The 22,788-nt window shown below is 42.2% G+C and carries 22 protein-coding genes; 11 read left to right on the forward strand and 11 right to left on the reverse strand.

Annotation, left to right across the window (positions count from 1 at the left end):
• Nucleotides 1-152: 152 nt before the first annotated feature.
• The 4 genes from ACEYW6_RS25190 to ACEYW6_RS25205 all read right to left on the reverse strand — a co-directional run bounded on the left by ACEYW6_RS25190 (nucleotide 153) and on the right by ACEYW6_RS25205 (nucleotide 4,294).
• Nucleotides 153-374: a WD40 repeat domain-containing protein gene (locus ACEYW6_RS25190; protein WP_412981905.1), complete on the reverse strand. Its 222-nt coding sequence runs from the start codon at nucleotides 372-374 to the stop codon at nucleotides 153-155.
• A 374-nt stretch (nucleotides 375-748) separates the two neighbouring features.
• The gene (gene glgB / locus ACEYW6_RS25195) at nucleotides 749-3,040 is read right to left on the reverse strand and encodes a 1,4-alpha-glucan branching enzyme (RefSeq protein WP_190894480.1); all 2,292 of its coding nucleotides are present in this window, start codon (nucleotides 3,038-3,040) and stop codon (nucleotides 749-751) included.
• Nucleotides 3,041-3,229: 189 nt separating this feature from the next.
• On the reverse strand, nucleotides 3,230-3,562 hold the full coding sequence (locus ACEYW6_RS25200) for a hypothetical protein (RefSeq protein ID WP_196510781.1): 333 nt from the start codon (nucleotides 3,560-3,562) through the stop codon (nucleotides 3,230-3,232).
• 537 nt (nucleotides 3,563-4,099) lie between these two features.
• The gene (locus ACEYW6_RS25205; RefSeq protein ID WP_190894479.1) at nucleotides 4,100-4,294 is read right to left on the reverse strand and encodes a hypothetical protein; all 195 of its coding nucleotides are present in this window, start codon (nucleotides 4,292-4,294) and stop codon (nucleotides 4,100-4,102) included.
• 505 nt (nucleotides 4,295-4,799) lie between these two features.
• Between ACEYW6_RS25205 and ACEYW6_RS25210 the strand changes: the two genes are divergently transcribed.
• From ACEYW6_RS25210 to ACEYW6_RS25225, 4 genes are all read left to right on the forward strand, one after another.
• A complete protein-coding gene (locus ACEYW6_RS25210; RefSeq protein ID WP_412981906.1) occupies nucleotides 4,800-5,498 on the forward strand; it encodes a hypothetical protein in 699 nt (232 codons plus the stop codon).
• A gap of 271 nt (nucleotides 5,499-5,769) precedes the next feature.
• Complete coding sequence (locus ACEYW6_RS25215) at nucleotides 5,770-7,608, forward strand: peptidoglycan D,D-transpeptidase FtsI family protein (RefSeq protein ID WP_412981907.1); 1,839 nt, start codon at nucleotides 5,770-5,772, stop codon at nucleotides 7,606-7,608.
• A 248-nt stretch (nucleotides 7,609-7,856) separates the two neighbouring features.
• The gene (locus ACEYW6_RS25220; RefSeq protein ID WP_412981933.1) at nucleotides 7,857-8,972 is read left to right on the forward strand and encodes an iron-containing redox enzyme family protein; all 1,116 of its coding nucleotides are present in this window, start codon (nucleotides 7,857-7,859) and stop codon (nucleotides 8,970-8,972) included.
• 216 nt (nucleotides 8,973-9,188) lie between these two features.
• The gene (locus ACEYW6_RS25225; RefSeq protein ID WP_412981908.1) at nucleotides 9,189-9,884 is read left to right on the forward strand and encodes an SAM-dependent methyltransferase; all 696 of its coding nucleotides are present in this window, start codon (nucleotides 9,189-9,191) and stop codon (nucleotides 9,882-9,884) included.
• Between the two features lie 73 nt (nucleotides 9,885-9,957).
• Here ACEYW6_RS25225 and ACEYW6_RS25230 read toward each other — a convergent pair whose 3' ends face one another.
• Nucleotides 9,958-10,998, reverse strand: a complete 1,041-nt coding sequence (locus ACEYW6_RS25230; RefSeq protein ID WP_412981909.1) for a glycerophosphodiester phosphodiesterase — start codon at nucleotides 10,996-10,998, stop codon at nucleotides 9,958-9,960.
• 59 nt (nucleotides 10,999-11,057) lie between these two features.
• Here ACEYW6_RS25230 and ACEYW6_RS25235 point away from each other — a divergent pair, with 59 nt between their 5' ends.
• The 4 genes from ACEYW6_RS25235 to ACEYW6_RS25250 all read left to right on the forward strand — a co-directional run bounded on the left by ACEYW6_RS25235 (nucleotide 11,058) and on the right by ACEYW6_RS25250 (nucleotide 14,279).
• Entirely contained in the window at nucleotides 11,058-11,330 is a 273-nt protein-coding gene (locus tag ACEYW6_RS25235) for a hypothetical protein (protein WP_412981910.1), read from the forward strand.
• Nucleotides 11,331-11,414: 84 nt separating this feature from the next.
• On the forward strand, nucleotides 11,415-11,537 hold the full coding sequence (locus tag ACEYW6_RS25240; RefSeq protein ID WP_412981911.1) for a hypothetical protein: 123 nt from the start codon (nucleotides 11,415-11,417) through the stop codon (nucleotides 11,535-11,537).
• 158 nt (nucleotides 11,538-11,695) lie between these two features.
• Nucleotides 11,696-13,732 carry an NAD-dependent DNA ligase LigA gene (gene ligA / locus ACEYW6_RS25245; RefSeq protein ID WP_412981912.1) on the forward strand — a complete coding sequence of 679 codons (2,037 nt, stop codon included), beginning with the start codon at nucleotides 11,696-11,698 and terminating at the stop codon, nucleotides 13,730-13,732.
• 316 nt (nucleotides 13,733-14,048) lie between these two features.
• Nucleotides 14,049-14,279: a DUF6737 family protein gene (locus ACEYW6_RS25250; RefSeq protein ID WP_190894472.1), complete on the forward strand. Its 231-nt coding sequence runs from the start codon at nucleotides 14,049-14,051 to the stop codon at nucleotides 14,277-14,279.
• A gap of 109 nt (nucleotides 14,280-14,388) precedes the next feature.
• Here ACEYW6_RS25250 and ACEYW6_RS25255 read toward each other — a convergent pair whose 3' ends face one another.
• Nucleotides 14,389-14,742, reverse strand: coding sequence for a hypothetical protein (locus ACEYW6_RS25255; protein WP_412981913.1), 354 nt, complete (start codon nucleotides 14,740-14,742; stop codon nucleotides 14,389-14,391).
• Between the two features lie 1,078 nt (nucleotides 14,743-15,820).
• Between ACEYW6_RS25255 and ACEYW6_RS25260 the strand changes: the two genes are divergently transcribed.
• Nucleotides 15,821-17,032 (forward strand): sensor domain-containing diguanylate cyclase, encoded by a 1,212-nt coding sequence (locus ACEYW6_RS25260; protein ID WP_412981914.1) that lies wholly within the window; start codon nucleotides 15,821-15,823, stop codon nucleotides 17,030-17,032.
• 123 nt (nucleotides 17,033-17,155) lie between these two features.
• Here ACEYW6_RS25260 and ACEYW6_RS25265 read toward each other — a convergent pair whose 3' ends face one another.
• Nucleotides 17,156-17,746 (reverse strand): thioredoxin family protein, encoded by a 591-nt coding sequence (locus ACEYW6_RS25265; RefSeq protein WP_412981915.1) that lies wholly within the window; start codon nucleotides 17,744-17,746, stop codon nucleotides 17,156-17,158.
• Between the two features lie 131 nt (nucleotides 17,747-17,877).
• On the opposite strand from ACEYW6_RS25265, the gene ACEYW6_RS25270 reads away from it, so the two are divergent.
• Complete coding sequence (locus tag ACEYW6_RS25270) at nucleotides 17,878-18,432, forward strand: hypothetical protein (RefSeq protein WP_412981916.1); 555 nt, start codon at nucleotides 17,878-17,880, stop codon at nucleotides 18,430-18,432.
• Nucleotides 18,433-18,554: 122 nt separating this feature from the next.
• Here ACEYW6_RS25270 and ACEYW6_RS25275 read toward each other — a convergent pair whose 3' ends face one another.
• Together ACEYW6_RS25275 and ACEYW6_RS25280 are read right to left on the reverse strand one after the other, a co-directional pair.
• Nucleotides 18,555-19,088 carry a hypothetical protein gene (locus ACEYW6_RS25275; RefSeq protein WP_412981917.1) on the reverse strand — a complete coding sequence of 178 codons (534 nt, stop codon included), beginning with the start codon at nucleotides 19,086-19,088 and terminating at the stop codon, nucleotides 18,555-18,557.
• 28 nt (nucleotides 19,089-19,116) lie between these two features.
• Entirely contained in the window at nucleotides 19,117-19,740 is a 624-nt protein-coding gene (locus tag ACEYW6_RS25280; RefSeq protein ID WP_412981918.1) for an exopolysaccharide biosynthesis protein, read from the reverse strand.
• A gap of 277 nt (nucleotides 19,741-20,017) precedes the next feature.
• Here ACEYW6_RS25280 and ACEYW6_RS25285 point away from each other — a divergent pair, with 277 nt between their 5' ends.
• Nucleotides 20,018-20,800, forward strand: a complete 783-nt coding sequence (locus ACEYW6_RS25285; protein WP_196513216.1) for an ABC transporter permease — start codon at nucleotides 20,018-20,020, stop codon at nucleotides 20,798-20,800.
• A 29-nt stretch (nucleotides 20,801-20,829) separates the two neighbouring features.
• On the opposite strand, the gene hrcA is transcribed toward ACEYW6_RS25285, so the two are convergent.
• Both hrcA and ACEYW6_RS25295 read right to left on the reverse strand, forming a co-directional pair.
• On the reverse strand, nucleotides 20,830-21,960 hold the full coding sequence (hrcA, locus tag ACEYW6_RS25290) for a heat-inducible transcriptional repressor HrcA (protein WP_412981919.1): 1,131 nt from the start codon (nucleotides 21,958-21,960) through the stop codon (nucleotides 20,830-20,832).
• A 446-nt stretch (nucleotides 21,961-22,406) separates the two neighbouring features.
• Nucleotides 22,407-22,739 carry a rhodanese-like domain-containing protein gene (locus ACEYW6_RS25295; protein ID WP_190894461.1) on the reverse strand — a complete coding sequence of 111 codons (333 nt, stop codon included), beginning with the start codon at nucleotides 22,737-22,739 and terminating at the stop codon, nucleotides 22,407-22,409.
• Nucleotides 22,740-22,788: the final 49 nt, after the last annotated feature.

Here is a 22,788-nt window from a genome sequence, read left to right on the forward strand (position 1 = left end):
TGGCTTTTGATTATATACCCGATTTTTACCCGATTCCTACCTGATATTTCCACAACTATTTTTTAAGGTGATAGATCCGAATAACTCCTCGGAACACCACATAGCAAAATCCCCTGAGCCAAATTATCTATTTGGTTTGGGGGGTTTTGATTTCAACTAATAAAAATCCTCTTTGATGTAGTCTTGCCATCCTGACTCAAAGCTACTCGCCAAACCGATTTAGTATGCCCGCTGAGAGTATTTTGCAACTTACCTGTTTGCAAATTCCAAATTTTGATAGTTTTATCAGCACTCCCACTCACTAAAGTCTCTCCATCGGGGTTAATCGCAACAGAAATAACCGCATCTTTCTGCCCGGTGAGAGAAATTTTCAAGCTCCTATTTTCTTGAGTAACACGCGAAATTACACTGGTAAATACAGAGCGCGATCGCTAGTTAAGAAATCTGACTTTTCACGGTATCTGTAAAACCTCTCTCCTTTTAGGAGAGAGACTTTGAGTTTCCCCCCTTCCCGATGCGGGAAGGAGGTTAATCGTTAGCTTTTCCACATGGACTGAATTGTCAGGTTGAGAAATCGCCATAGATTTGGTAAAAAAGAATGTAGAGACGTAGCACTGCTACGTCTCTACAAGAGTTCTGGATAACGCATATTTAATTTCTAGAGATGTCTACTAGAGAGCTGAGATGAGTAGCTGTGAATAGGTGAAATTTATTTTATGTAGGGTGGGGCATCGCCCACCCTTCATTGTTATTCCAATGCCTCAGCAGTCTTCTTCTTATCCAACTTGAGAATTAATACTCCCAAAGGTGGCAAACACAAATCCAGCGAATAGGGACGACTGTGCAAAGACCAATCATCCGTCCACTTACCGCCTAAATTGCCCATATTACTGCCGCCATACTGACGCGCATCACTATTGAACAACTCGGTATAAAATCCTTTTTGCGGTACACCGATGCGGTAGTGAGAATGGGGTTGTGGTGTAAAATTGCAAACAACGATCGCAAAATCATCAGAATCCTTGTCACGACGGATGAAGGAAACTACACTATGGCGATTATCGCTACAGTCAATCCACTCAAACCCAGGTTCAGCAAAATCCTGGGTGTACAAAACTGGTTCAGAACGGTAGAGATGATTCAATTCCTGGAAAAACGTTTTTAACTGTTGGTGGGCTTCATGCTGCAATAAATGCCACTCCAAATCTGCCCAAGCATTCCACTCACTCCACTGCCCAAACTCCATGCTCATAAACATGGTTTTTTTGCCTGGGTGAGCAAACATATAGCTAAATAAACAACGGATATTAGCTAACTTTTGCCATGTATCCCCCGGCATTTTACCGATGATATTGCTCTTGCCATGCACCACTTCATCGTGGGACAAAGCCAGCATGAAGTTCTCGCTGTGGTTGTACCACATACTAAAGGTGATGTTGTTTTGGTGGAACTGGCGGAACCAAGGGTCCATGCTGAAGTAATCCAGCATATCGTGCATCCAGCCCATATTCCACTTCAAGTTAAAGCCCAGTCCACCTGTGTAGGTGGGCCAAGATACCATTGGCCAGGAAGTAGATTCTTCAGCAATTGAGAGAATACCAGGGAAATAACTAAAGATAATGTGATTTACCTGACGCAGAAAATCTGCTGCTTCTAGATTTTCTCTGCCGCCGTACTGGTTGGGCAACCATTCTCCTGGTTTGCGGCAATAGTCGTTATAGAGCATTGAGGCAACAGCATCAACACGAATCCCATCAATGTGGTACTTGTCAAACCAGAAGAGGGCATTTGCTGCGAGAAAATTACTGACTTCATGGCGACCGTAGTTGAACACCAAAGTACCCCATTCTTTGTGTTCGCCCTTGCGGGGGTCAGCGTGTTCGTAGAGGTGGCTACCATCAAAGAAAGCTAAACCATGTCCATCTTTGGGGAAGTGACCGGGAACCCAATCTACAATTACCCCTATATCATTTTGGTGACATTTATCAACAAAATACATGAAATCTTCGGGGCTGCCAAAACGGGAGGTGGGGGCATAGTACCCAGTTACTTGATAACCCCAAGAACCATCAAAGGGATGCTCTGCAATGGGTAGCAATTCTAGATGGGTGTATCCCAATTCTTTGACATAAGGAATGAGTCGGTCTGCTAATTCCCGGTAGGTAAGGAAGCGTGCGCCGGGCTTTAGTTCAGAAACGACAACTACCGGTTCAGTTTCACCATTGGGCAGTTTCGCTGGTTCCGCACTTGAAGCGTGTAACCAAGAGCCTAAATGCACTTCATATACTGAGACAGGCTGGGTGAGGGGGTCAGTGTGACGCCGCTTCTCCATCCAGTCTTTGTCACTCCAACTGTAAGAATTTAAATCAGTGACAATGGATGCGGTTTTTGGGCGGGGTTCCTGCTGGAAACCATATGGATCAGATTTTTCGTAAATGTGCCCTTCAAAATTTTTGATTTCATATTTGTAATGCTCTCCCACACCGATTTCAGGAATAAACAATTCCCAAACCCCGGTGGGGCCTTTACGCATCTGGTGTTTACGTCCATCCCAGAGGTTGAAATCTCCCAACAATGAAACGTTGCGAGCATTGGGTGCCCAAACGGCAAAATAAACGCCTTTAACGCCGCCTATCTCCGTGGGGTGCGCTCCCAGTTTTTCATATATCCGGTGATGGTTGCCTTCACTAAACAAATGCAAATCAAAGTCTGTCAAGTTAGGAGAACGGAAGGCGTAAGGGTCATAGGTGACTCGCTCATGTTCCCCTTCTTTAATCCGTAACTGGTAGTTTGCCAGTTCTGCGGTTTCAATCGTGCATTCAAAAAAGTGGGGATGATGCACTGTTTGCATTGGGTATTCCTTGCGTTGTTCAGGAAGAACCACCCATACTGCACTTGCATTTGGTAGATAGGCCCGCACAGCCCAGACAGTTTTGCCATCTTGTTCTATGGGATGAGAACCTAATATTTCAAAGGGATCGTTATGCTGATTCCAAACGATGCTGTTAACCTGTTCAGGGGCGATCGTGGTCATGGACATGAAGCTACCTAAGTGAAATAACGTGATTGACTAAATCTACTTTTTTAATATCTATATATATTCTTTACATTTATTTGCAATTTTGTCGCCACCGTTATCCTACATCAGAATGAGACATCAGTCTTTTTAGGAGGTGGGGAGTGGGGGAGATGGGGGAAAGCTTTTGACTTTTGACCCTTGAGTAATTTATCAAAAATTTAAAAATGGGAAAAACTGAAGTAACGTTTTACGTATGCGAAGCAAGAAAATCTGTTCCCGAATTTTGGGATCTAGTTTTGGTGGCGGGGCTTTTTGCAGCTGGGCTTGTAATTGGATGTATTCGGCAGCTGTTAGGAATTTTCCATCAATAGGCGATCGCGCTTCTATGATAATCTTTGTGCGTAATATTTCTTCTGGCGTATCCTCTGGTGGCGGTAATGCTATTACTACTGATCCCCAATTGCTATTTAATATAACAAAGGTTGCGGTAATCACAATTAAGCCCAGTAATTTTATTAACTTTCTCGCTTTAACTCTCCCCATCTCCTGAACTGCGCTCACAACGCAGGATGAAAATCTGTTTTTCACGCACCCAATGGCCAATTTTCAAACTAGACATTAGAATTTTCCCAATAAAAATCTGGCAATATCAAGGGACATCACCAGGTCTCTTCTGATACGGAATAGACTACAGGGAATGCTCAAGAGCAATTGCCAGCGATCGCGATTAATTGTTTTGCCCGATCAAAACTTAGGAATCTAAGGCATTCCCAGCACCAAACGAAAGAACTACTTTGCCTAACAAGATAGCTTAGATTTACAGAACTCTACTCGTTTGAACGTGGAACAAGATTCAGTTAGGTGCAAATTTTAGTGGGACACTTGGTTGAGGACGTAATCCTCTTCACCAGTGTCCTCTACTTCCTACCCTACTTAGCTGATTTTGAGCAAACTCTAGGCTCTGATACACCAACATAAGGATGTAGGTTTTCACGTGAACCTAATTAATTCAAGCTATGTAGTGAGGAACTTTGTCACTAAGCAGTTTTAGGCGTGATTTAAACTAAAGTTTAAGATGCCTTATTTAGGAGTAGCAGTGGTAGCGGGAGTCACTGCGGGAGTAGTAGCAGGTGTAGACCCAACAGGAGGTGCATCAGTTGGTTCACCTGTAGCAGCTGGAGTACTAGTACCAGCACCATCACCGCCACCTTCACAGGCTCCGAGAATTGTAGCCAGACTTAACATTAGAGCCAAACCAAAGATTTTTGTTTTCATAACTCCTCTTTCACCAATTGTGGCTAGAACAATTTTTCACCTGTTGAATACGATACCGTATTTATTGCTTTTTTTTTAATCCTGTGAGATTACATACTTCAAAAAAACAATCCTTTGGGGTATTCTTTTTCGGATTGGTTATCATACAGCCATCTGATTAGTTTCTCTTAACTCAGGAGCAAAACGGAGATTACCAAATTTTTTAGCAAACCGAGCTATCATAGCAAAAAATTTTATTTTTTTCACGGAGTATTGCACCTTGCTGCTCCGCGTTGCCATACTTTAGTTGCAATACCTAAAGTACAAGCTGTCCAGTTGCTAATCGCTGATTGCAAACATTGCAATATTTAGAGGATGCAAACATTGGTACAGCTACCTATCAGAACAGTTAAAAGGGTGTAGTGTGTTATGTGTGCTTGTTGCACAGAAGGCGATTTTAACCTAAGCAAAAACAGACAATTAAGACAATCAATCTAAAGTACAGTATTTCCCATCTAAAAAATTTATGGTAGTTGCTCGTAAATCTGCTGTTTCTACAAGGGGTAATTGGTTCCGGCGAGATTCTATCCTTTCTTTAGGGAGGCGACGCTCTGCGCGTCTGGAGTCGGCAGCCCAGAGCGCTCCTATAGCCGCTGCCAAAGCCGCACCAGTATCCTCTCAAAGACGACAGCGTTCCTCGAAAAATCTCGCGGTTTCTCCCACAAATGAGGCAGTTATACCCAAATCGGTGAAACACTTGGATAGACAACAAGTGCCAAATCTCAATGAGCAGTCTAGTGCAAACCAGAAGACTCCGGGAGTAGGTTTTCTTCGCTTTCCCATAATGCCTAATTCTGGAGCGGCACCTTTGTGGTTGCTGCGCTTGTATACCTTTCATCGTTATTCGACCGTTTTAGCGTTCTTGTTAGTAGCATCGACACTTGCTGTTTATGGCTGGACGGTATATTCTCAAGACCTTTGGAGTAAGTCATATCGCAGACTGCAAAACCTCCAACGTCATGAGCGGCTGCTGACGACAACCAACGCGACGTTGATAAATAAAATGGCTAAGGACGCAGAAGAATCAACAGCAAATCTGGTATCCCCGACTCCTCAAGGGATGATTTTCTTGCCTCCAGCATCTCATAGCCCTAAGCCAGTATCGTCTAACACAACGCCCAATTCTGAAACGCAACAGCAAACACTCTCGCCACTGGGATATTAATCGTAATTCGTAATTCGTAATTCGTAATTCAGAAGGTCAGATTTACAGCAATTTTCAGGTAATTCAATCATACTGTAGGGGCAACTGTGCCTCCTTTGCAAAGATTGTAGTTCAAAAGTTATATGAAGAACGCTGTAATCTGAGTTCCCACCTCTTACATCTGTAGCTTGATTTTGGAGAATAGGTAAAAGGCTAAGAGTCATTAGTCATTAGTCGTTACGACTCAGACTTGTGGCAAATGACAAATGACTAATGACAAAGGACGAACTCAATGCAGAAGTCACCAAGTAGAACAAAATTCAGAAAGTTTCGGAATCCAGCATTCAAAAGGCGACAGAAGGGTTCTAAACGAGGTTTCTTGGGGACACTTGCCTCTAGTATCCAAGAACAAACATCCAACACCAAGTCCCGACTGTTCATAGTATGGAGCATATTAATGGCAGCAGGGTTGGGCTTGGGTATCAAATTGTATAATCTGCAAATTGTCAAGGGCCCAAAGTTAACCCAGCAGGCACGAAACCAGCAAATGATGAATTTGCGACCTTTTATGCCCCGTCGCCCGGTGGTAGATCGCAATAGTAATCTGTTGGCGATTGACCGTCCTGTATATACTTTGTACGCTCATCCCAAGCTGTTTGATAAGTCTAATGAAGAGATAGCAGAGCGACTTGCTCCAATATTGGCAAAAGATACTGCTGAATTGGTGAAAACTTTTCAAAGCAAAAGAAGTGGAATTATACTTACTCCAGCCCTACCCGAAGAAATTATTGATCGCGTCACTTCTTTGCGCTTAAATGGCTTGGAGTTAATTCAAAAATACTCCCGATTTTATCCGCCAGACGATTTGGTTTCTGACGTGGTGGGTTATGTGAATATTGACCGTCGTGGTCAAGCAGGTGTGGAATACTCTCAAGAGAAGTTGCTAGAACGTCCTGTGCAAACGGTGCGGCTCAGTCGGTCGGGTAATGGGGCCGTGATGCCGGATCATGCGCCCGAAGGTTTTTTACATTTTGATGATTTGCGGCTGCAACTCACTATCGATAGCCGTCTGCAACGAATTGCCCGCGTTGCGCTCAAACAGCAGATGGAGAAGTTTGACGCTAAACGTGGGGCGGTAATTGTAATGGATGCGTTGGATGGTTCCTTACTCGCCCTCGTTTCTCAGCCTACCTATAACCCTAATGAATACGCTAAAGCTAATATCTCGCTATTTAAAAACTGGACGGTGGCGGATCTTTATGAACCGGGATCGACTTTTAAGCCTTTGAATGTGGCGATCGCTTTAGAGAATGGTGTCATCAAAGCAGATGATATGTTTAATGACTCCGGTTCCATTCGAGTAGCTAATTACACCATCAAAAATGCTATGAACAATGGTTATGGGCAAATCAACATTGCTCAAATCTTGCAAAATTCCAGCAACATTGGCATGGTGCAAATTATCCAACGTTTAAAGCCTTCAATCTACTACAACTGGCTAGAACGCTTGGGGCTAGGACAAAAAGTTGATACAGATTTACCTTTTGAAGTTGGTGGTCGGCTCAAAAGTCAAGAAGAATTTATCGCTTCGCCAATTGAACCAGCTACTACTTCCTTTGGGCAAGGCTTTTCTATGACACCGTTACAGCTAGTGCAAATGCACGGTGCTTTAGCCAATGGTGGGAAGTTGGTAACACCCCATGTAGTTCGAGGGCTGATTGATACCAAAGGGCAGATGCATGATTCACCCTCTCGCACCATACCACGCCAAATTTTCTCAGCCGCAACAGCCCAAAAGGTTGTGGAAATGATGGAAACTGTTGTTGATGAAGGTAGCGGCAAGCCGTCACAAATTCCGGGATATCGCATTGCTGGTAAAACTGGTACAGCCCAAAAAGCAAGTCCTAATGGTGGCTACATCAAGGGTGCTAGAATGACCAGCTTCGTGGCTATTTTGCCTGTGGAATCTCCTCGATATGTAGTGTTCGCACTGGTGGATGAGCCAAAAGGAGAAAGTGCCTATGGTTCTACTGTCGCCGCACCAATTGTGAAGTCGGTGATCGAAGCACTGATTCCTCTTGAGGAGATTCCGCCCAGTAAGGAGATTGAGCAGCAGACGAAAGCGCCGTAGGGAGTGGGGAGATGAGGAAGCAGAGGGGCAGGGGAGACGAGGGGACTTAAGTGAGAACTTGCAACAAGTCTTTCCCTTCCCCTTGTCCCCAATTCCTCTTCCTAATGCCCAATGCCCTTTTCCTTTTTTCCTCTAGACTTAATCTTTCTTTATAACCAAGGAAAGAGGTAGAGAAAGCTACTCGTGTGGGAAGTTAAGTATTAGAGATGAAACTAATTTCTTACTTTTCCAAATCTACCAAAGATTCCATGCAAAGCAATTTAGTTATATTTCCTAACGCTGGAGCTGCGAAAAAGAGCACGCAAACAGAAGAAAGAACAATTACCAACTACGACCGTGCTGAGGAACAATTTATAGAACTGCTAGCAATGGAGGATTTGGATCATCAACTAGATGTAAAACCTGCAATAGCTAGTGAGTTTGAACAGGCGCTCTCAAGGGCAATTCGCGCCGCCTATAAAAATGATCGCTCTGATGAACAGGCTAAACGTTTTCTCCAACGAATACTTTATCGAATTAATCGGCTAAAACTGTTTTGGTACGACGATTTGCGGCACTATATCAATGAGCGATCGCTTTACTTGTGTTCATGTCGTGACCAAATTGAAGCTGCTTGGCAAAAGTGGGAACTGGCACAAATCGATGTAGCTGCATTGCAACTATTAGATGTAAAACAAGCGCTAATTGAGCGCACATCTGCCGATTTAGATCCGCCTTTGTCGGACAGTAGTCGCTATATTCGTGAGGAAATGACTGAAGCCGGCTATCGTCACCTGCTAGCGATCGGCTCTTTTGATGGCTTGGTTGAAGCTAGTCATCTTTCGCGCATTTTGGGTGGTGTTGCTAATGAAGTGCAGTGTACCCTGATGCGAGTACTAATAGAAGAATACGGCAATGGTCGTTTATCTCGCAAGCACTCTACATTTTTTGCCCAAATGCTTGCTGAATTTGGAATGAATACTGAACCAGAAGCATATTTCGATTTAGTACCTTGGGAAGTTTTGGCTTCTACAAATCATAATTTTCTGGTGACTGAACGCAAACGCTATTTCTTGCGTTACAGCGGCGGTTTAACCTATTTTGAAGTGGCTGGCCCTGCGGTTTACAAAAATTATATGATGGCGGCGCAACGACTGGGACTCTCAGAAGTAGCGGTGGGTTATTGGGAACTGCACATCAGGGAAGATGAACGCCACGGCCGTTGGATGTTAGATGATGTGGCTTTGCCATTAGCAGAACGATATCCCAATGATGCATGGGAACTGGTGCTTGGGTACGACCAGCAGAAACTCATGAGCGATCGCGCTGGTGCTGCTGTTGTGCGATCGATACGCGAAGCCAAACAATCCGCCTTACTTATCTAAGAAATCTAAAAAATTAGAAATTAAAAATGGCAGAGTTTTTCTGGCATTTCTAATTTGATGTTTCTAAATCATCCTATTGCTAATCCACCTACAACCCAATTTCTTTAGTGAGGACTTCTTGACTAAAGGAATGGTTGTTTATTGTCTTGATATTAAGGCAGTAAATAACTTGCTATTACATTGATGATTATACCTTACACCTTAAATTGCAGTCAAATGAAAGATATCTTTTTTTGTCCTGAAGAATCTAATTTCTACTCAAACTGCTTAGACAGTTTTGTGATCAGAAATTGCAAAAGCTACGAGTCTATTGTGGAGTTTGGATCAGGAGATGGTAGCCCTGTAATTAATTCTTTATTGAAAAATAAGTTTGATGGAGTAATTCAGGGATTTGAATTAAATACCTCTGCATGGAAAGTCGCAAATTCAACCATTGATGAATATAATCTCACTAATAAATACATAATCCATAATTCATGTTTGTTTAATTCTTCTCAACCCGATGCTGAGTATCTTGTAGCCAATCCACCCTATCTCCCCGCACCAGATAATGATATTTATATGCCACTTTTATTTGGGGGCGTAGATGGAGCCACAGTTACCAACGATCTTTTGTCGTTAGGTTATAAAAATGTGTTGGTTTTAATATCTAGTTTTTCTAATCCAACAAGTACTCTAAACCTAGCAAAACAGAACGGTTATTGTGTTCAAAATTTCATGGTGTTACCTTTGCAGTTCGGCTACTATAGTTCTGATCCCAAGGTAAAGAACCACATAGAAAAACTCCGAAAAAACAAGATGGCATTTTATTCTGGCGATTATTATTTTTTAGCTGGCGTTTTATTTAACAAATGCCAGGATTCTGTAATTGATTTATCTAATCAATTAGCTCAGGTTATGACTAGTTTGTGAAAATCTATATACTCAGATTCCCAACTTATTTAAAAAGTGGGGAATCTTCTTTTTGATGGCTGCAAATTTGATTTTATGGAGAACAAAATTTAAATCGAAAATTTTCATTCACAGCAAAAGCCGTATCCGGGTAGTCGCTAAATACGCCATCAACACCTAAGCTCAAAAATAGCTCATATTCCCCTTGGGGATCTCCTTGAAAGTCCAGTGGCAAAAAACAGTCCTCATTGCGGAAAGTCCAGACATGAACCAGCAAACCAACCGTATGAGCATCAATGACTAAAGATGTAGGCGATGTCTGGCGACAAGCCGCTCCGCGTCTACGCAATTTACCATTGCTGTCTCTCGGAACCAGTAAATTTTTATGAATACCAACGGCCTGTGCATATTTAGAAATTTCTTCTAAACCTGATGCAGTGACTAAATCTGCATAAGTGCGTTCATCGCCACTAACGACAAAATCATAAGGTTTACCACTGTTATTCAGCAATTGCACCAGAGGTAAATCTGTCTTTGTAGATAAATCTTGTAAATTACTCACTTCAAAAGACTGAATGAAAATAGGTGCATTAGCGCCCTGATAACCGTTGGCTGTCAAAGTTGCCAATAGGGGTTCTTCTAGGGCTAACCCAATAGATTTAAAGTAAGTTGGGTGCTTAGTTTCTGGGTAAATGCCGATCGCCCGATTAATTTCGGCACTTTTAGCCTTAACTAAATCGATGATTTCTTGGAGAGTGGGAATTTCTAAGAGTCCATCATAGGCGGTATTTTGCGATCGCACTTCAGGAATTCGCTCTTTGGCTCGTAGTGTTTTCAGTTCTACAAGAGTAAAGTCTTCAGTAAACCAACCAGTTTTGGATTCGCCATCAATAATTTTGGTGGTTCGACGGTGAGCAAATTCTGCATGGCTAGCAACGTCGGTGGTTTCGGAAATCTCATTTTCGTGACGAGCAATTAAAACACCGTCTTTAGTGGAAACTAAATCAGGTTCAATATAATCAGCGCCCAGTGCGATTGCTAATTCATAAGCAGCTAAAGTATGTTCTGGACGATAACCACTAGCGCCTCGGTGAGCAATGATAATTGGGGGCTTCCCTGTAAAATCTTTAACCATAATTGGGTACCGTTTGTAATTTTGTAAGTTAAAAATTAAATATTCATTTAGGTGAGCGGATGGCAAGTAATTATATTGAAATTGTTCTCAGTTTTGATACAACTGGGAGTATGTACCCTTGCCTTACCCAGGTACGGCGAAAAATTAAAAATACCGTTACCAGACTGATAGATGAAATTCCCTTGATTCGGATTGGGATTATTGCTCATGGTGACTACTGCGACGAAGGCTCAACTTATGTCACCAAAACATTTAATATATCCGGTGATGTTGATGCTATCTGTGACTTTGTGCAAAATGTCGAACCTACTGGTGGCAAAGATGCACCATAATGTTACGAATTAGTATTACATGAATCCCAATCTTTATCATTTACAAAAACAGAAACTATCCAGGCTCAAAAAGAAATTATCTTAATGGATCGGGCAACGGGTGATTTATTTGAAGGAGGCGCTGCACGAGAAATGTTAGGTCTACCGATGGATACAACGATTCGTATTAAACCTAGTAACCTAGAAAAGTATGTTGTGTTTGTCTAAAGTACCTCTGCTAATCGTAAACTGATTGGCAAAACTCGATTTTTATATGAAGTCGAAGACTGGGATCGCTAAATCCCAACAACTGCAAGTCGCGGCTACCAAAACAAAGCCTGCACAAGCAGGCTATTCTATTCCCTAGGTATTTTGTAATAAGTCTAATGACCCAGATTAAGCCGGAAGTAAAACGCATAGAAGAACTGCGCCAGTTATTGCAACAAGCAAGTTTAGCTTATTATGTTTTAGATGCTCCAATTATGGAGGATGCAGTCTATGACCAGCTATATCGAGAATTGCAACAACTGGAAATTCAATATCCAGAATTGGCGACTCCCGATAGTCCGACTCAGCGCGTGGGTGAGAGGCCAGCAACGCAGTTTAGCTCGGTGCGGCATAATATCCCCCTGTACAGTCTGGAGAATGCATTTAATATCGATGAGTTGCAAGGGTGGGATCAGCGTTGGCGACGACAAGTACCGAAAATAGACTCGGTGGAATATGTCAGTGAACTCAAAATTGATGGTTCGGCTTTGGCTCTTACCTATCAAAATGGCATTCTAGTTAGGGGTGCAACTAGGGGTGATGGGGTGACGGGTGAAGATATCACCCAAAATGTGCGGACAATTCGTTCAATTCCCTTGCGTTTGAATTTTGAAGGGTTAGAAATTCTAGAAAGGGTGGAAGTACGCGGCGAGGCCTTTTTGCCGTTGGAAGTGTTTAAACAAATTAACGAGGAAAGGCAAAAAGCGGGTGAGCAGTTATTTGCCAATCCTCGTAATGCCGCAGCTGGTACACTCAGGCAACTAGACTCGCGCATTGTCGCTAAACGGCGGTTAGATTTCTTTGGCTACACCTTGCACATTCCTGGTAGAGATGACACTAGTATTGCCAATACCCAATGGGAAGCTTTGGAGTTATTGGAAAAGATGGGTTTTCGAGTCAACCCCAACCATAAACTGTGTGCCTCGATCGCAGAAGTGGCAAAATATTATGAATACTGGGATACGGAACGGCTGAATTTACCCTACATGACTGATGGGGTAGTAGTAAAACTGAATTCTTTTAAACTTCAGGAACAGCTAGGCTTTACGCAGAAATTTCCTCGCTGGGCGATCGCGTTAAAGTACGCAGCCGAAGAAGCACCCACTCGTGTGGAAAATATTGCTGTGAATGTGGGACGAACGGGGGCGTTAACGCCGTTAGCCGAGATGCGCCCTGTGCAATTGGCGGGGACAACAGTTTCTCGCGCGACTTTACATAATAGCGATCGCATTACTCAATTAGACATTCGCATTGGCGATACTGTGATTGTCCGCAAAGCTGGGGAAATCATCCCAGAAGTGCTGAGGGTACTCAAAGAACTCCGTCCCCCTGACACTGAACCTTTCGTTATGCCCACTCATTGCCCAGTCTGCGGTCAACCAGTGGTACGAGAATCAGGTGAGGCGGTGACTCGGTGCGTCAATGCTTCTTGTGCAGCGATTCTTAAAGGTTCTATTGAACATTGGGTAAGTCGTGATGCCTTGGATATTAAAGGCTTGGGCGAAAAGCTGGTGCATCAACTCGTTGATAAAAGTTTGGTGCATTCCGTTGCTGATTTGTATGAATTGACAGCAGAGAAATTGTGTGCATTAGAAAGGATGGGGAAAAAGTCGGCAGAGAAATTAGTGGATGCGATCGCTCAATCAAAAAACCAACCTTGGTCAAGGGTATTATATGGCTTAGGTATTCGTCACGTTGGCAGTGTGAATGCCCAATTGTTGACTCAGAAATATTTTACTGTAGACCAGTTAGCTACAGCAAAGCAATCAGATATTGAAGGAATTTACGGTATCGGTGCTGAAATTGCCCAATCTGTGTACCAGTGGTTTCGGATTGATGCCAACCAAAGGTTGATAGAACGCTTACAAGCTGAAGGATTACAATTAACTGCCACAGAGGAAACAAAAATACTTGGTGATGCTAATCAAAAGTTTGCAGGTAAAACTTTTGTAATTACGGGTACATTGCCAACCTTAAAGCGAGATGAAGCTAAGGCTTTGATTCAAAAAGCTGGTGGAAAATTGACTGATTCCGTGAGTAAAAAAACAGATTATTTGGTGGTAGGAGAAGAAGCCGGTTCTAAATTAGAAAAAGCACTTTCCTTGGGAATTAACCAATTAAGCGAGGCGCAGTTATTAGAGATGCTTGAGGATTGATGCATATCTGGCCAACGCGTCACGTTCATATCAATGTGATGTCGTGTAAAACATTGATTATGCTGCATAGATTGCCTTCAAGGGTCGTTTTGGCGAAGATTTCTCACGAATTTTACCAAAACCTTGATAATATTGATAGCGATGCCTGCGATGGTAACGTAGCTCTGTTATCAAGCCTGCGGCATAGCTACGCTTAGTGCGCAGCCTCTCGTAGAGAAGTGCGGGCAAAGTCAACATGTTCGACTCTGGAACTTTGGGACATCATTTACCCTAAAAATTGTTAAAGGAAAATTTGGAGTTTTACTAAATAAAACCAATGTCTGAACAAAAGCCCGTAAGCCCCTGGAACTACAAACCTTGGTGGTGTCAACCCTGGTCTATAGTTCTCACAGGTGTAACACTAATTGGTGGTAGCTGGTTACTATTTAAAACTATCTGGCTAACAGTTCTCGTCTCTATCCCTGTAATGACGTGGATGGGATTTTTTGTGTTGTTTTGGCCACAACTAATGATTCGCAGTGGAATTTTGGAGTCATATAAGGACTAATTCGAGCTTGATGTGTTATTGGAAATTCTTCCAGGGAGAGAAAATTATTCCATCGTGTTAAGAGATTTAGCAGCAAAGTTATGCACAGCAGAAGAGATAACTCCAATTTTCATAATTCTTGCTTTTGCGTAACAATCCACAGCAAATCTAACCACAACTGAGGATAAACATTCTTAAGCTTCGATTTGGGGTCGTTTAACAGATTAGTAGCATTCATGCAAACAACTTCAACTAGCCCCAGATATTCTGCCACTTCTATCAGTAAATTTTTTTCTGCTACTACAGCAGCAATCAGTCTATCAGGACAGTAAATCCTTATATATTTGGCATGAGCAATATAGACTCCTTTTGATTTAGAATTTAGCACTTTTACATAGCAGTGGCGTAATAATTCCCACACTCTTGGGTGAGCTTGCTCAATAATAAGGGTAAATTGTTGGGCTAAGTCTTCTTCGGTAATCATTACTCTCTCCATTATTTTTGTCCTAGGAAACTCCAAAAAATAAATTATCCTAATTTCTGGACTCAACACGACTGTTCCTCCCCCCTGCTCCCTGCTCCCCTGCCAAGAAAGCGATGGGATATTTTTTTAGTTGGAAGTCCTCTAAAAACTGTAATTTCATCTCTGCACAGCTTGTTCAGCATTGCTCATATTGTGTGCATTTTCCTCTGAGTAAAATTACTAATTTTTAGTTTGGGCAAAATTTCCCCATCCGTCCGAATTGGTTGGTAAGTTTTCTACGGTTTATATTACTTGCATATCAAGGATCAAAGCTGAAACCGATTCTTCAAACTGTATCAACCGTTGCCTTGTACCAAAATAATTGGTACAAGGCAACGTTACTAAAGAAGAATTCAGAGACAACTTCTGAGCATCAGGATGTTTCCACACCAATTGCTTCTATCAAAGGGCAAATGAATTTTCGCAAAAATATTACACCTATCGCAAAAAAATTGGCGATAGGTGTAATATTCTGGTTTTAGAAGGAATCAAGAGAGAGTGCGATCGCATTCTTGAGGCTTGAGCAACCATTTGAGATTGTATGACAACAACTGACAATGCTTAATTCAAAGCTTTCCAGGCTTTGAGTTTCCCTATATTGGATTATCTCTGCGCTTATATGCAGAAATAATCAGGACTGTGCTGCAAAGTTGATCGCTCATGAGCCTCCCCGAAAGGTCGAGAGGCTTTGAAACCCCCATTTCCTTGTAGAGAAGGGGGCTAGGGGGGTTAGGTTTAGATGTTACCAAAAATACTTTTCAAACATCCTCTAAGGTCTTTGTCAGTAGAAAATGGGTTTTTCAACTTAAGGAACTAGTGTTAGCGATCGCGCATTTTTATTTTTGCCGTGAGTCTGGTTAGTTGCCTATTGATTGATGAAAGAATAAGTTCCGATGAAAGCCGTCCCTCGGAACTTTGACAGTATAATAAGTTTTGATAATTTTTAGTTTATATTGATCATTTTCAAACTGGCTTTGGGCACAAGACCTTGTAAGTATCTAGATACTCAGGGAATCTGCACAGTGAAAGCTAGGATGACATGAACAACAGAGCAAACCAAAGGCATGAAGAACATCACATAATAGAATATTTCTCTATATTCAACCGAATCTTGATTTTCGTTGCAGAGATGTTTCTATCACGCAGCCTTGATGCTGGAGAGGTAATCCTGCGGTTGTTGCAAAATTTCCAACGTACCAGACTTTCCTGGCTAAGGTTTAGACACTCATCTGTGAAAACGCAAGCTGTTTCTCTACCTGAGAATGAAGCAGAAAGGCTCAAAGCATTGGCGGACTACAATATTTTGGATACCCTACCTGAAGAAGCGTTTGATGACCTAACTGCTCTTGCTGCCTATATTTGTAAGACTCCAATAGCTTTAATTAGCTTAGTTGATGCCGATCGCCAATGGTTTAAATCTAAGGTTGGGCTAAAAGCTAGGGAAACACCCAGAGAGTGGTCTTTTTGTGCCCATGCAATTTTTCAACCAGAGGATATATTAGTGGTTCCCAATGCCATCAATGACGATCGCTTTACTAACAATCCCTTAGTCAAAGGTAATCCTAAAATTCGTTTTTATGCTGGTGCCCCACTAGTTACGCCTGATGGTTTTCCCCTCGGAACATTGTGTGTAATCGATACCATTCCTCGCTTTTTAAGTTACCAGCAGTTGGATGCACTGCGCCGCTTAACTCGGCAGGCGATCGCTCAGATGGAACTCATGCAGGAAGTTCGCAACCGCAAAGAAGCAGAGATTGAAGGAAGGCATTTATCGCTGACTGATGAACTAACAGGTTTGCATAACCGACGTGGCTTTTTCTTGATGGCTGAACAACAATTAAAAATTGCTCATCGCCTGAGAGTCTTGTGCTGGGTTATCTTCATTGATTTAGATGGACTAAAACAAATTAACGACACCCTTGGTCACGACATAGGAGATGCCTTAATTGTTAATGCTGCTCGATTACTCAAACAAAGTTTTCGGAACTCAGATATTGTTGCCCGCTTGGGTGGAGATGAGTTTATTGTTTTCATCTCCAGCTACTTTAAGGATGCTGATAGCATCCAAGCGTGTTTGCAAGCAAATATCGCCAACTTTAATCAACAGCAAAACCGTAGCTATGAACTTTCGATGAGTATGGGGATAGAGCGTTACTCACCAGGAAGCAATATGTCACTAGAACAACTAATCGCCAAGTCTGACGAATTAATGTACGCTCATAAGCGTCTCAAGCGGCAATCTATTGCATGAAGGGGATGGAAAAACTCCAATTGGATGAGAACAAATTGATTAGTTCTCAAATATTGGGAGATGCTGTAGATAAAAGTGCGCGATCGCTCTCTCCCTGCTCTCCTAATCCATGCCTCGAAGGTGCTAATTTACCACTTGGCTGCCATGACTGCGGGGGTCATCTTGACTAGCCGTTGGTGCTACTGGGGCTGAAAATTTGGAAACTTTGCCGCTAGCTTTAGCATAGGGAAGAGACGAACCAGTAACTAAAGCTTTTAAATTGCTAGCCATAATCGTGCGCGGTTGATCCCCAATCGCTTGGGCTATGGTTTCCCCTTGCTGACTCAAAAATACAAAATGGGGAATCCCATCCACCCGATATTTCAACATTTCGGGTAGCCACTTGGTATTATCCACATTCAGCATGACAAAATTCATCTTGTCAGCATACTCTGTTTCTAGTTGAGTGATATCTGGTGCCATTTTCTGGCAGACAGTACACCAATCAGCATAAAACTCTACTAAAGATGGTTTGCCATTGCTGATTGCTACTTCTAACGGTGTGGACGAATCGCTTAATTTAGCTAGAGTTGCCGAGGTTGTTTCAGTTCGCAATCCTAAGACGAGGGCAACGCTAAGAGCGATCGCTACCATTACAATTAAAAAGTTTCTCAAACGCTTCCCTAATGTGGATTCAGACTTATCGGGGGAATTAACAGGTGAATCAGTACTCATAACAGAATTATTAAAACTTATTAAGCAATTTCTTCTTCAGTTTAGCTGACTCCAAGCGCTCTTTAATACGTAATTGGATACCCAAGATGGGTATTACAAATAAATACTTTAGATGAAATAGGTTCTAAAAGATGATTTTAAGCTTCAGAAATACCAGTGCTGTGTGTGCCGTATTTTTACTAGTCAGTGTTGGCAGCTTTCACAAGTCAGCCATAGCTACTATAAATAACCAGTCTCAATTGATAGCACAGCAGAGTAAAACCCAGCCACACTCAGTTTTTAAATCTATTCTGCCTAAATTAAAGCAAAAGACTCAAATTAAGATTTTATTGCCGAAGTTTATTCCTGAGTCGGATGGGGAAAATCCAATTTACGCAATTATAGAAGCTGCTACGCAAAAAAAGTACGAAATTTTACTGGGTTTCAGTCCCGATTGTACTGGTGGAACTGCCTGTCGTTTGGGCATTGTTTCTGCTGAAGCTGTAACCCGCAAAACACCGCGCCTTACTGGTAAACCTGTATCCTTAGCTAAGGGCATTACTGGCTATTTTGTGGATTTTACTTGTGGTGCTAATTGCTCAGATGCTACCTTGACTTGGAGACAACAGGGTGTGCAATATATTGTTGGGTTGAAAGCAGGCAATCGCACTTCTTTGGTAAAAATGGCTAATTCTGCGATTAACTAATTCTGTGGGTTTCAGTAAAAAGCAAACAAGCGGTAAGTTTTGTAGCAGTGTCTAAATCTCTGTTACAAAACTGAATTACGAATTACGAATTACGAATTACGAATTACGAATTATTTTAATCCCTAGCTAAGGCCAGAGTCTGATTTTACTTCCCAGCGAAACAGCCGTGGCAATTGAGATACATCTATGGCGTAGTTAACAATCCACAGCACCAATTCAAAAACCAACAAATATCGTACCCACTGCAACTCGCTTTTGGAATCCAAAAGTGTCAAACCCTCATACAACTGCCAGAAGCGGTAAGGCAGGTATATATAAGGTACCATCACCCACACTACATTTTGCAACTGCCTGAGTGTTACTCTCTCAGAGATGATTTGCAACCCTAATACGATAAAATACCAACCAAGCACAGTTAACACACTGCGATCGCCCCACCAGACACCCCACAAAAGCATAACTACTAATGGCAGCAGTACTCCTAGCAGTTGCACTGAGCCAAACCAGATTTTATACCAAGCGGGAAATGGTAGAGGTAGAGTATAGGGCTTTGTGTGTTTCCACCCCCAATTTACAACCACAATAAAAAGTGTGGCAATTAGGAAAAAGAGGAGATTTTCTAGGAACAGATAGAGGTTGGTGTTTAAGGGAGCCATCGTGATCTTAAGTAGTATTTTTGCTATTTCAACGACCTAGCCAAGTCTTGATGATGTCAAGAAGACTGGAACCACCCCAAACCAATGCCAAAAGTATGGAAGTAGTTAAAACTGCCCCCAGCACACACATAACTAAACCACCCAAGCTAATAGCGCCATCATCTTCCGATAAACCAAAGCTAGTTACAAAAATTCCCATTGCTGGTAGGGTATTAGTTCCTGGAATCGGAATCATCATAGAAATTGCCATCAAGGCGATCGCTATACCAATGGTCACTCTACCAGGTAAAGTAGTACAGATATAGCTCAGACGAGGACGAGCGATCGCTTCAATTCTTTTTAACCAAGGAATCCCTGCTTTCAAGAATCCCTGAACTGTTGTGAGTTGGATAGGGTGACTCATCATCCGCTTGGGTAGCCAGGGGGTTTTGGCACCGGCGATTAGCTGTACCGCTAATAGGAAAATCAGGATGCCGAAAGGGACTGAGTATCCTGGTGCTGGAACTGGCAAAGCTGAAGGTAAAGACAGGATAATCAGCAAAAATCCAAAAATTCTTTCTTTTGCTAATAGTAAAATCTCTGCCAAAGTTACTTTTGAGGGTCGATCTTCCTCAAAAAAATAGCGTTGTAATTCGTTAGATAGTTTAGCCATATATCACCAGGATTTAGCAAAATTTAGTAAATAAATATACCAATTAACAAGCCAGATTCAGCAAAGATAATTGCTCATACCTCAAAGTAGCCGAGTGATTTCATTAGTTCTGGTAAATCCAGATCCATAGAATTTCTTACCTTTCAACAATAGATCCACAACATCTTAACGTTTAGCAATTTTCCTGAATAAAAAGTAATATTAAATTTCCTTAAAGTTATTGTGTAAATTATGGAAATGTCATGACAGATGGAACATATTGGGATAAGGGTGCAAGATGCAAAGATATTTGAAAGTACTAAGACTATTTTGGAGTGCTGCGATCGCAGCAGAGTTAGAGTATCGGATTAACTTTTTCATAGCTACCCTCAGCAGCTTGGGAAATCTTGTCGGTAGCCTCTTTGGACTATTCTTGTTTTACCGGACTGGCTACACTTTTAGTGGTTGGTCATGGGAAGCAGCTTTAGTAGTTCTAGGACTTTTTACCTTACTACAAGGCTTTTCTGCTACTTTTCTGGCGTCGAACTTAAATCGCATTGTCCGCCATGTCCAAGAAGGCACTTTGGACTTTATATTATTAAAACCTATCCGCAGTCAGTTTTGGCTTTCCACCCATACCCTTTCACCTTGGGGAATGCCGGATCTAATTTTTGGTAGTGTTATTATTGGCTACGCGGGTAAACGCCTCGGTGTAGGGATAGACGACTATCTACTTGGTGTGCTGCCATTATTATTCAGCTTGGTGATTCTGTACAGCCTGTGGTTTATGCTGGGAGCGATGAGTATCTGGTTCGTCAAAATATACAACGTCACAGAAGTTTTGCGTGGTTTGTTGGAAGCTGGACGATATCCCATCGCAGCATATCCTACTGCTTACCGTTTTTTCTTTACCTTTGTGATGCCAGTAGCATTTTTAACTACTGTCCCAGCCCAAGCGCTATTGGGTAGGAGTGAAATTAGCTGGTTGATAGGTGCGGCAATATTGGCAGTAGTGCTGTTTTTCGCTTCTACTTGGTTTTGGCGGTTTGCGTTGCGATTTTATACCAGTGCTTCGAGTTAGAGACATCACCTGATAGGATTAATCCCTATTTAAGGATTGAAATAACTAAAAGCTTCTGAGAGATAATCAGCAGCAGATGCCACAACTGCGATCGCACTTTCATAATCTAGACGCGTTGGCCCCAAAACTCCCACACTTCCTACTGGTATTGAACCTCGGCGATAGTTGGAAGAAATCAAGGTGCAGGTACGTATCGGTTCTAGTGGGTTTTCTGCGCCAATGCGAACCGTTACCCTTGGCTTACCTACATCCTCCTGCTCTGGTTCTTCAAATATTAATCGCCATAGTTGGTCTTGTTCTTCTTCCAGCAGGTGGATAATCGTTTGTACTTGCTGCAACTGGGAAAATTCTGGCTGGCGCAAAACTTCTGACACACCCCGAACCATAATTTGTGTTGCAGTCGGCGCATGAGTCCGACGAGTCAATTCGGCAACTGAATTTTTCAAGAATTCCCCGTAGCGTTGGAACTCCTGATCTAGTTCGCTCCAGTTGAGGTTGGCTAATTCCAATAGACTTCGCCCCCGCAAATGGCTATTCAAAAAGTTAGAAACAATCTGCAACTCGCGATCGATTACCTCTGAATCCCGTTGTGTTTCCTCTGGTGTTGGCGACAAATCCATCAACTTGGAATGTGTCTCATAACCATCGGTCACTACAATTAACATGATCCGCCCCGCTTCAATTTGCACTAATTGCAGATGTCGCAATAGTGCTGTAGTAGTTTGCGGCATAGTAATCAAGCTAATGCAACCACTCAAGGTTGCTAAAATTTGTGCTGCTCCTTGCAATAGAGTTTCTAAACTCCAATCTTCCCACTGGAGGCGGTTTTGCAGTGCCAACTCTACTTCTCGCCCTAAATATTCTGTTCGCGTAGCATCTGTCTGCGACACACTGCGCGAACGCAGAGAAGGGGTAATTAACTGGTCAACATAAATGCGGTAACCTGAGTCAGAAGGTATTCGTCCGGCAGAGGTGTGTGGTTGGTAAAGTAACCCAGACTTTTCTAAAACGCCCATCACATTGCGAATTGTCGCCGAGCTTACACCCAGATCGTACTCCTCGATCAAAGCCTTTGAACCAACAGGCTCTGCCGTAGCAATGTAGTGACGTACAGTTGCCCAAAGTATATGCTGTTGTCGATTTGTTAACTGGACTTCCATAGGGTATGTTTTGCTAGAGGCAAATTTTAATCAAACTCTGGAAAAATTTCTGGATTGATCGAAACCAAAGAATATTAATAGTTTATTAAGATAACAAATTATACAACTATATTGTGATAATTAATTTTAAGGTTCAAGTACATAACTCTTTAAAAGTGCGCTTTCAATATAATCTAGGCTTTTGCAGCAATAACTGAGGGTTTGAATTGACAACATCCTTTTTGCTTTATGTTTGCATAATTCTACACTGATAAAAGTATTGTGGGATACGTACTTTTGCGGTGATCGCAGCATAAGATCGGGGTCGAAAAGTTCTGTAAGATATATAACCAGTAGATAAACTTATAAGCTTTCCTAGCAAGCCCCTAAAATGTGGTGTTATTTTCAGCATACCAAAAGCCAGATGGAAGAGTAAGTTCCATCTGAGTAATGCACCTAAACACTAGCTAATACTGGGGAATTGAATGGTCTACTAAGACAGAATAAGCATCAATACCACCTGAAATATTTTGCACATTTGTAAAACCTTGAGCAATTAACCACTGGCACATCTGGGCAGAGCGGATGCCGTGGTGGCATAGTACAAGGGTTTCAGCTTGGGGATTGAAGAGGTTAGGGACTTGATCTCCCCAATCGGCAAATTGGCTCAGGGGTAGATTGACAAAGCCCTCAATGCTAGCAATCTCCAATTCTTGTGGTTCGCGTACATCTACTAACTGAATACTTGCATCACCAGAAGAAAGACGTTGTGCCAGTTCTTGTACACTAATCTGGTTCATGGGTTAACTAAAAGAATTCCCTATAAACAGTCCTAATCCTATTTATGGT

Source organism: Nostoc sp. UIC 10607, from assembly GCF_047228265.1.
In the GTDB taxonomy this organism is placed as follows: Bacteria; Cyanobacteriota; Cyanobacteriia; order Cyanobacteriales; family Nostocaceae; genus Nostoc; species Nostoc foliaceum_A.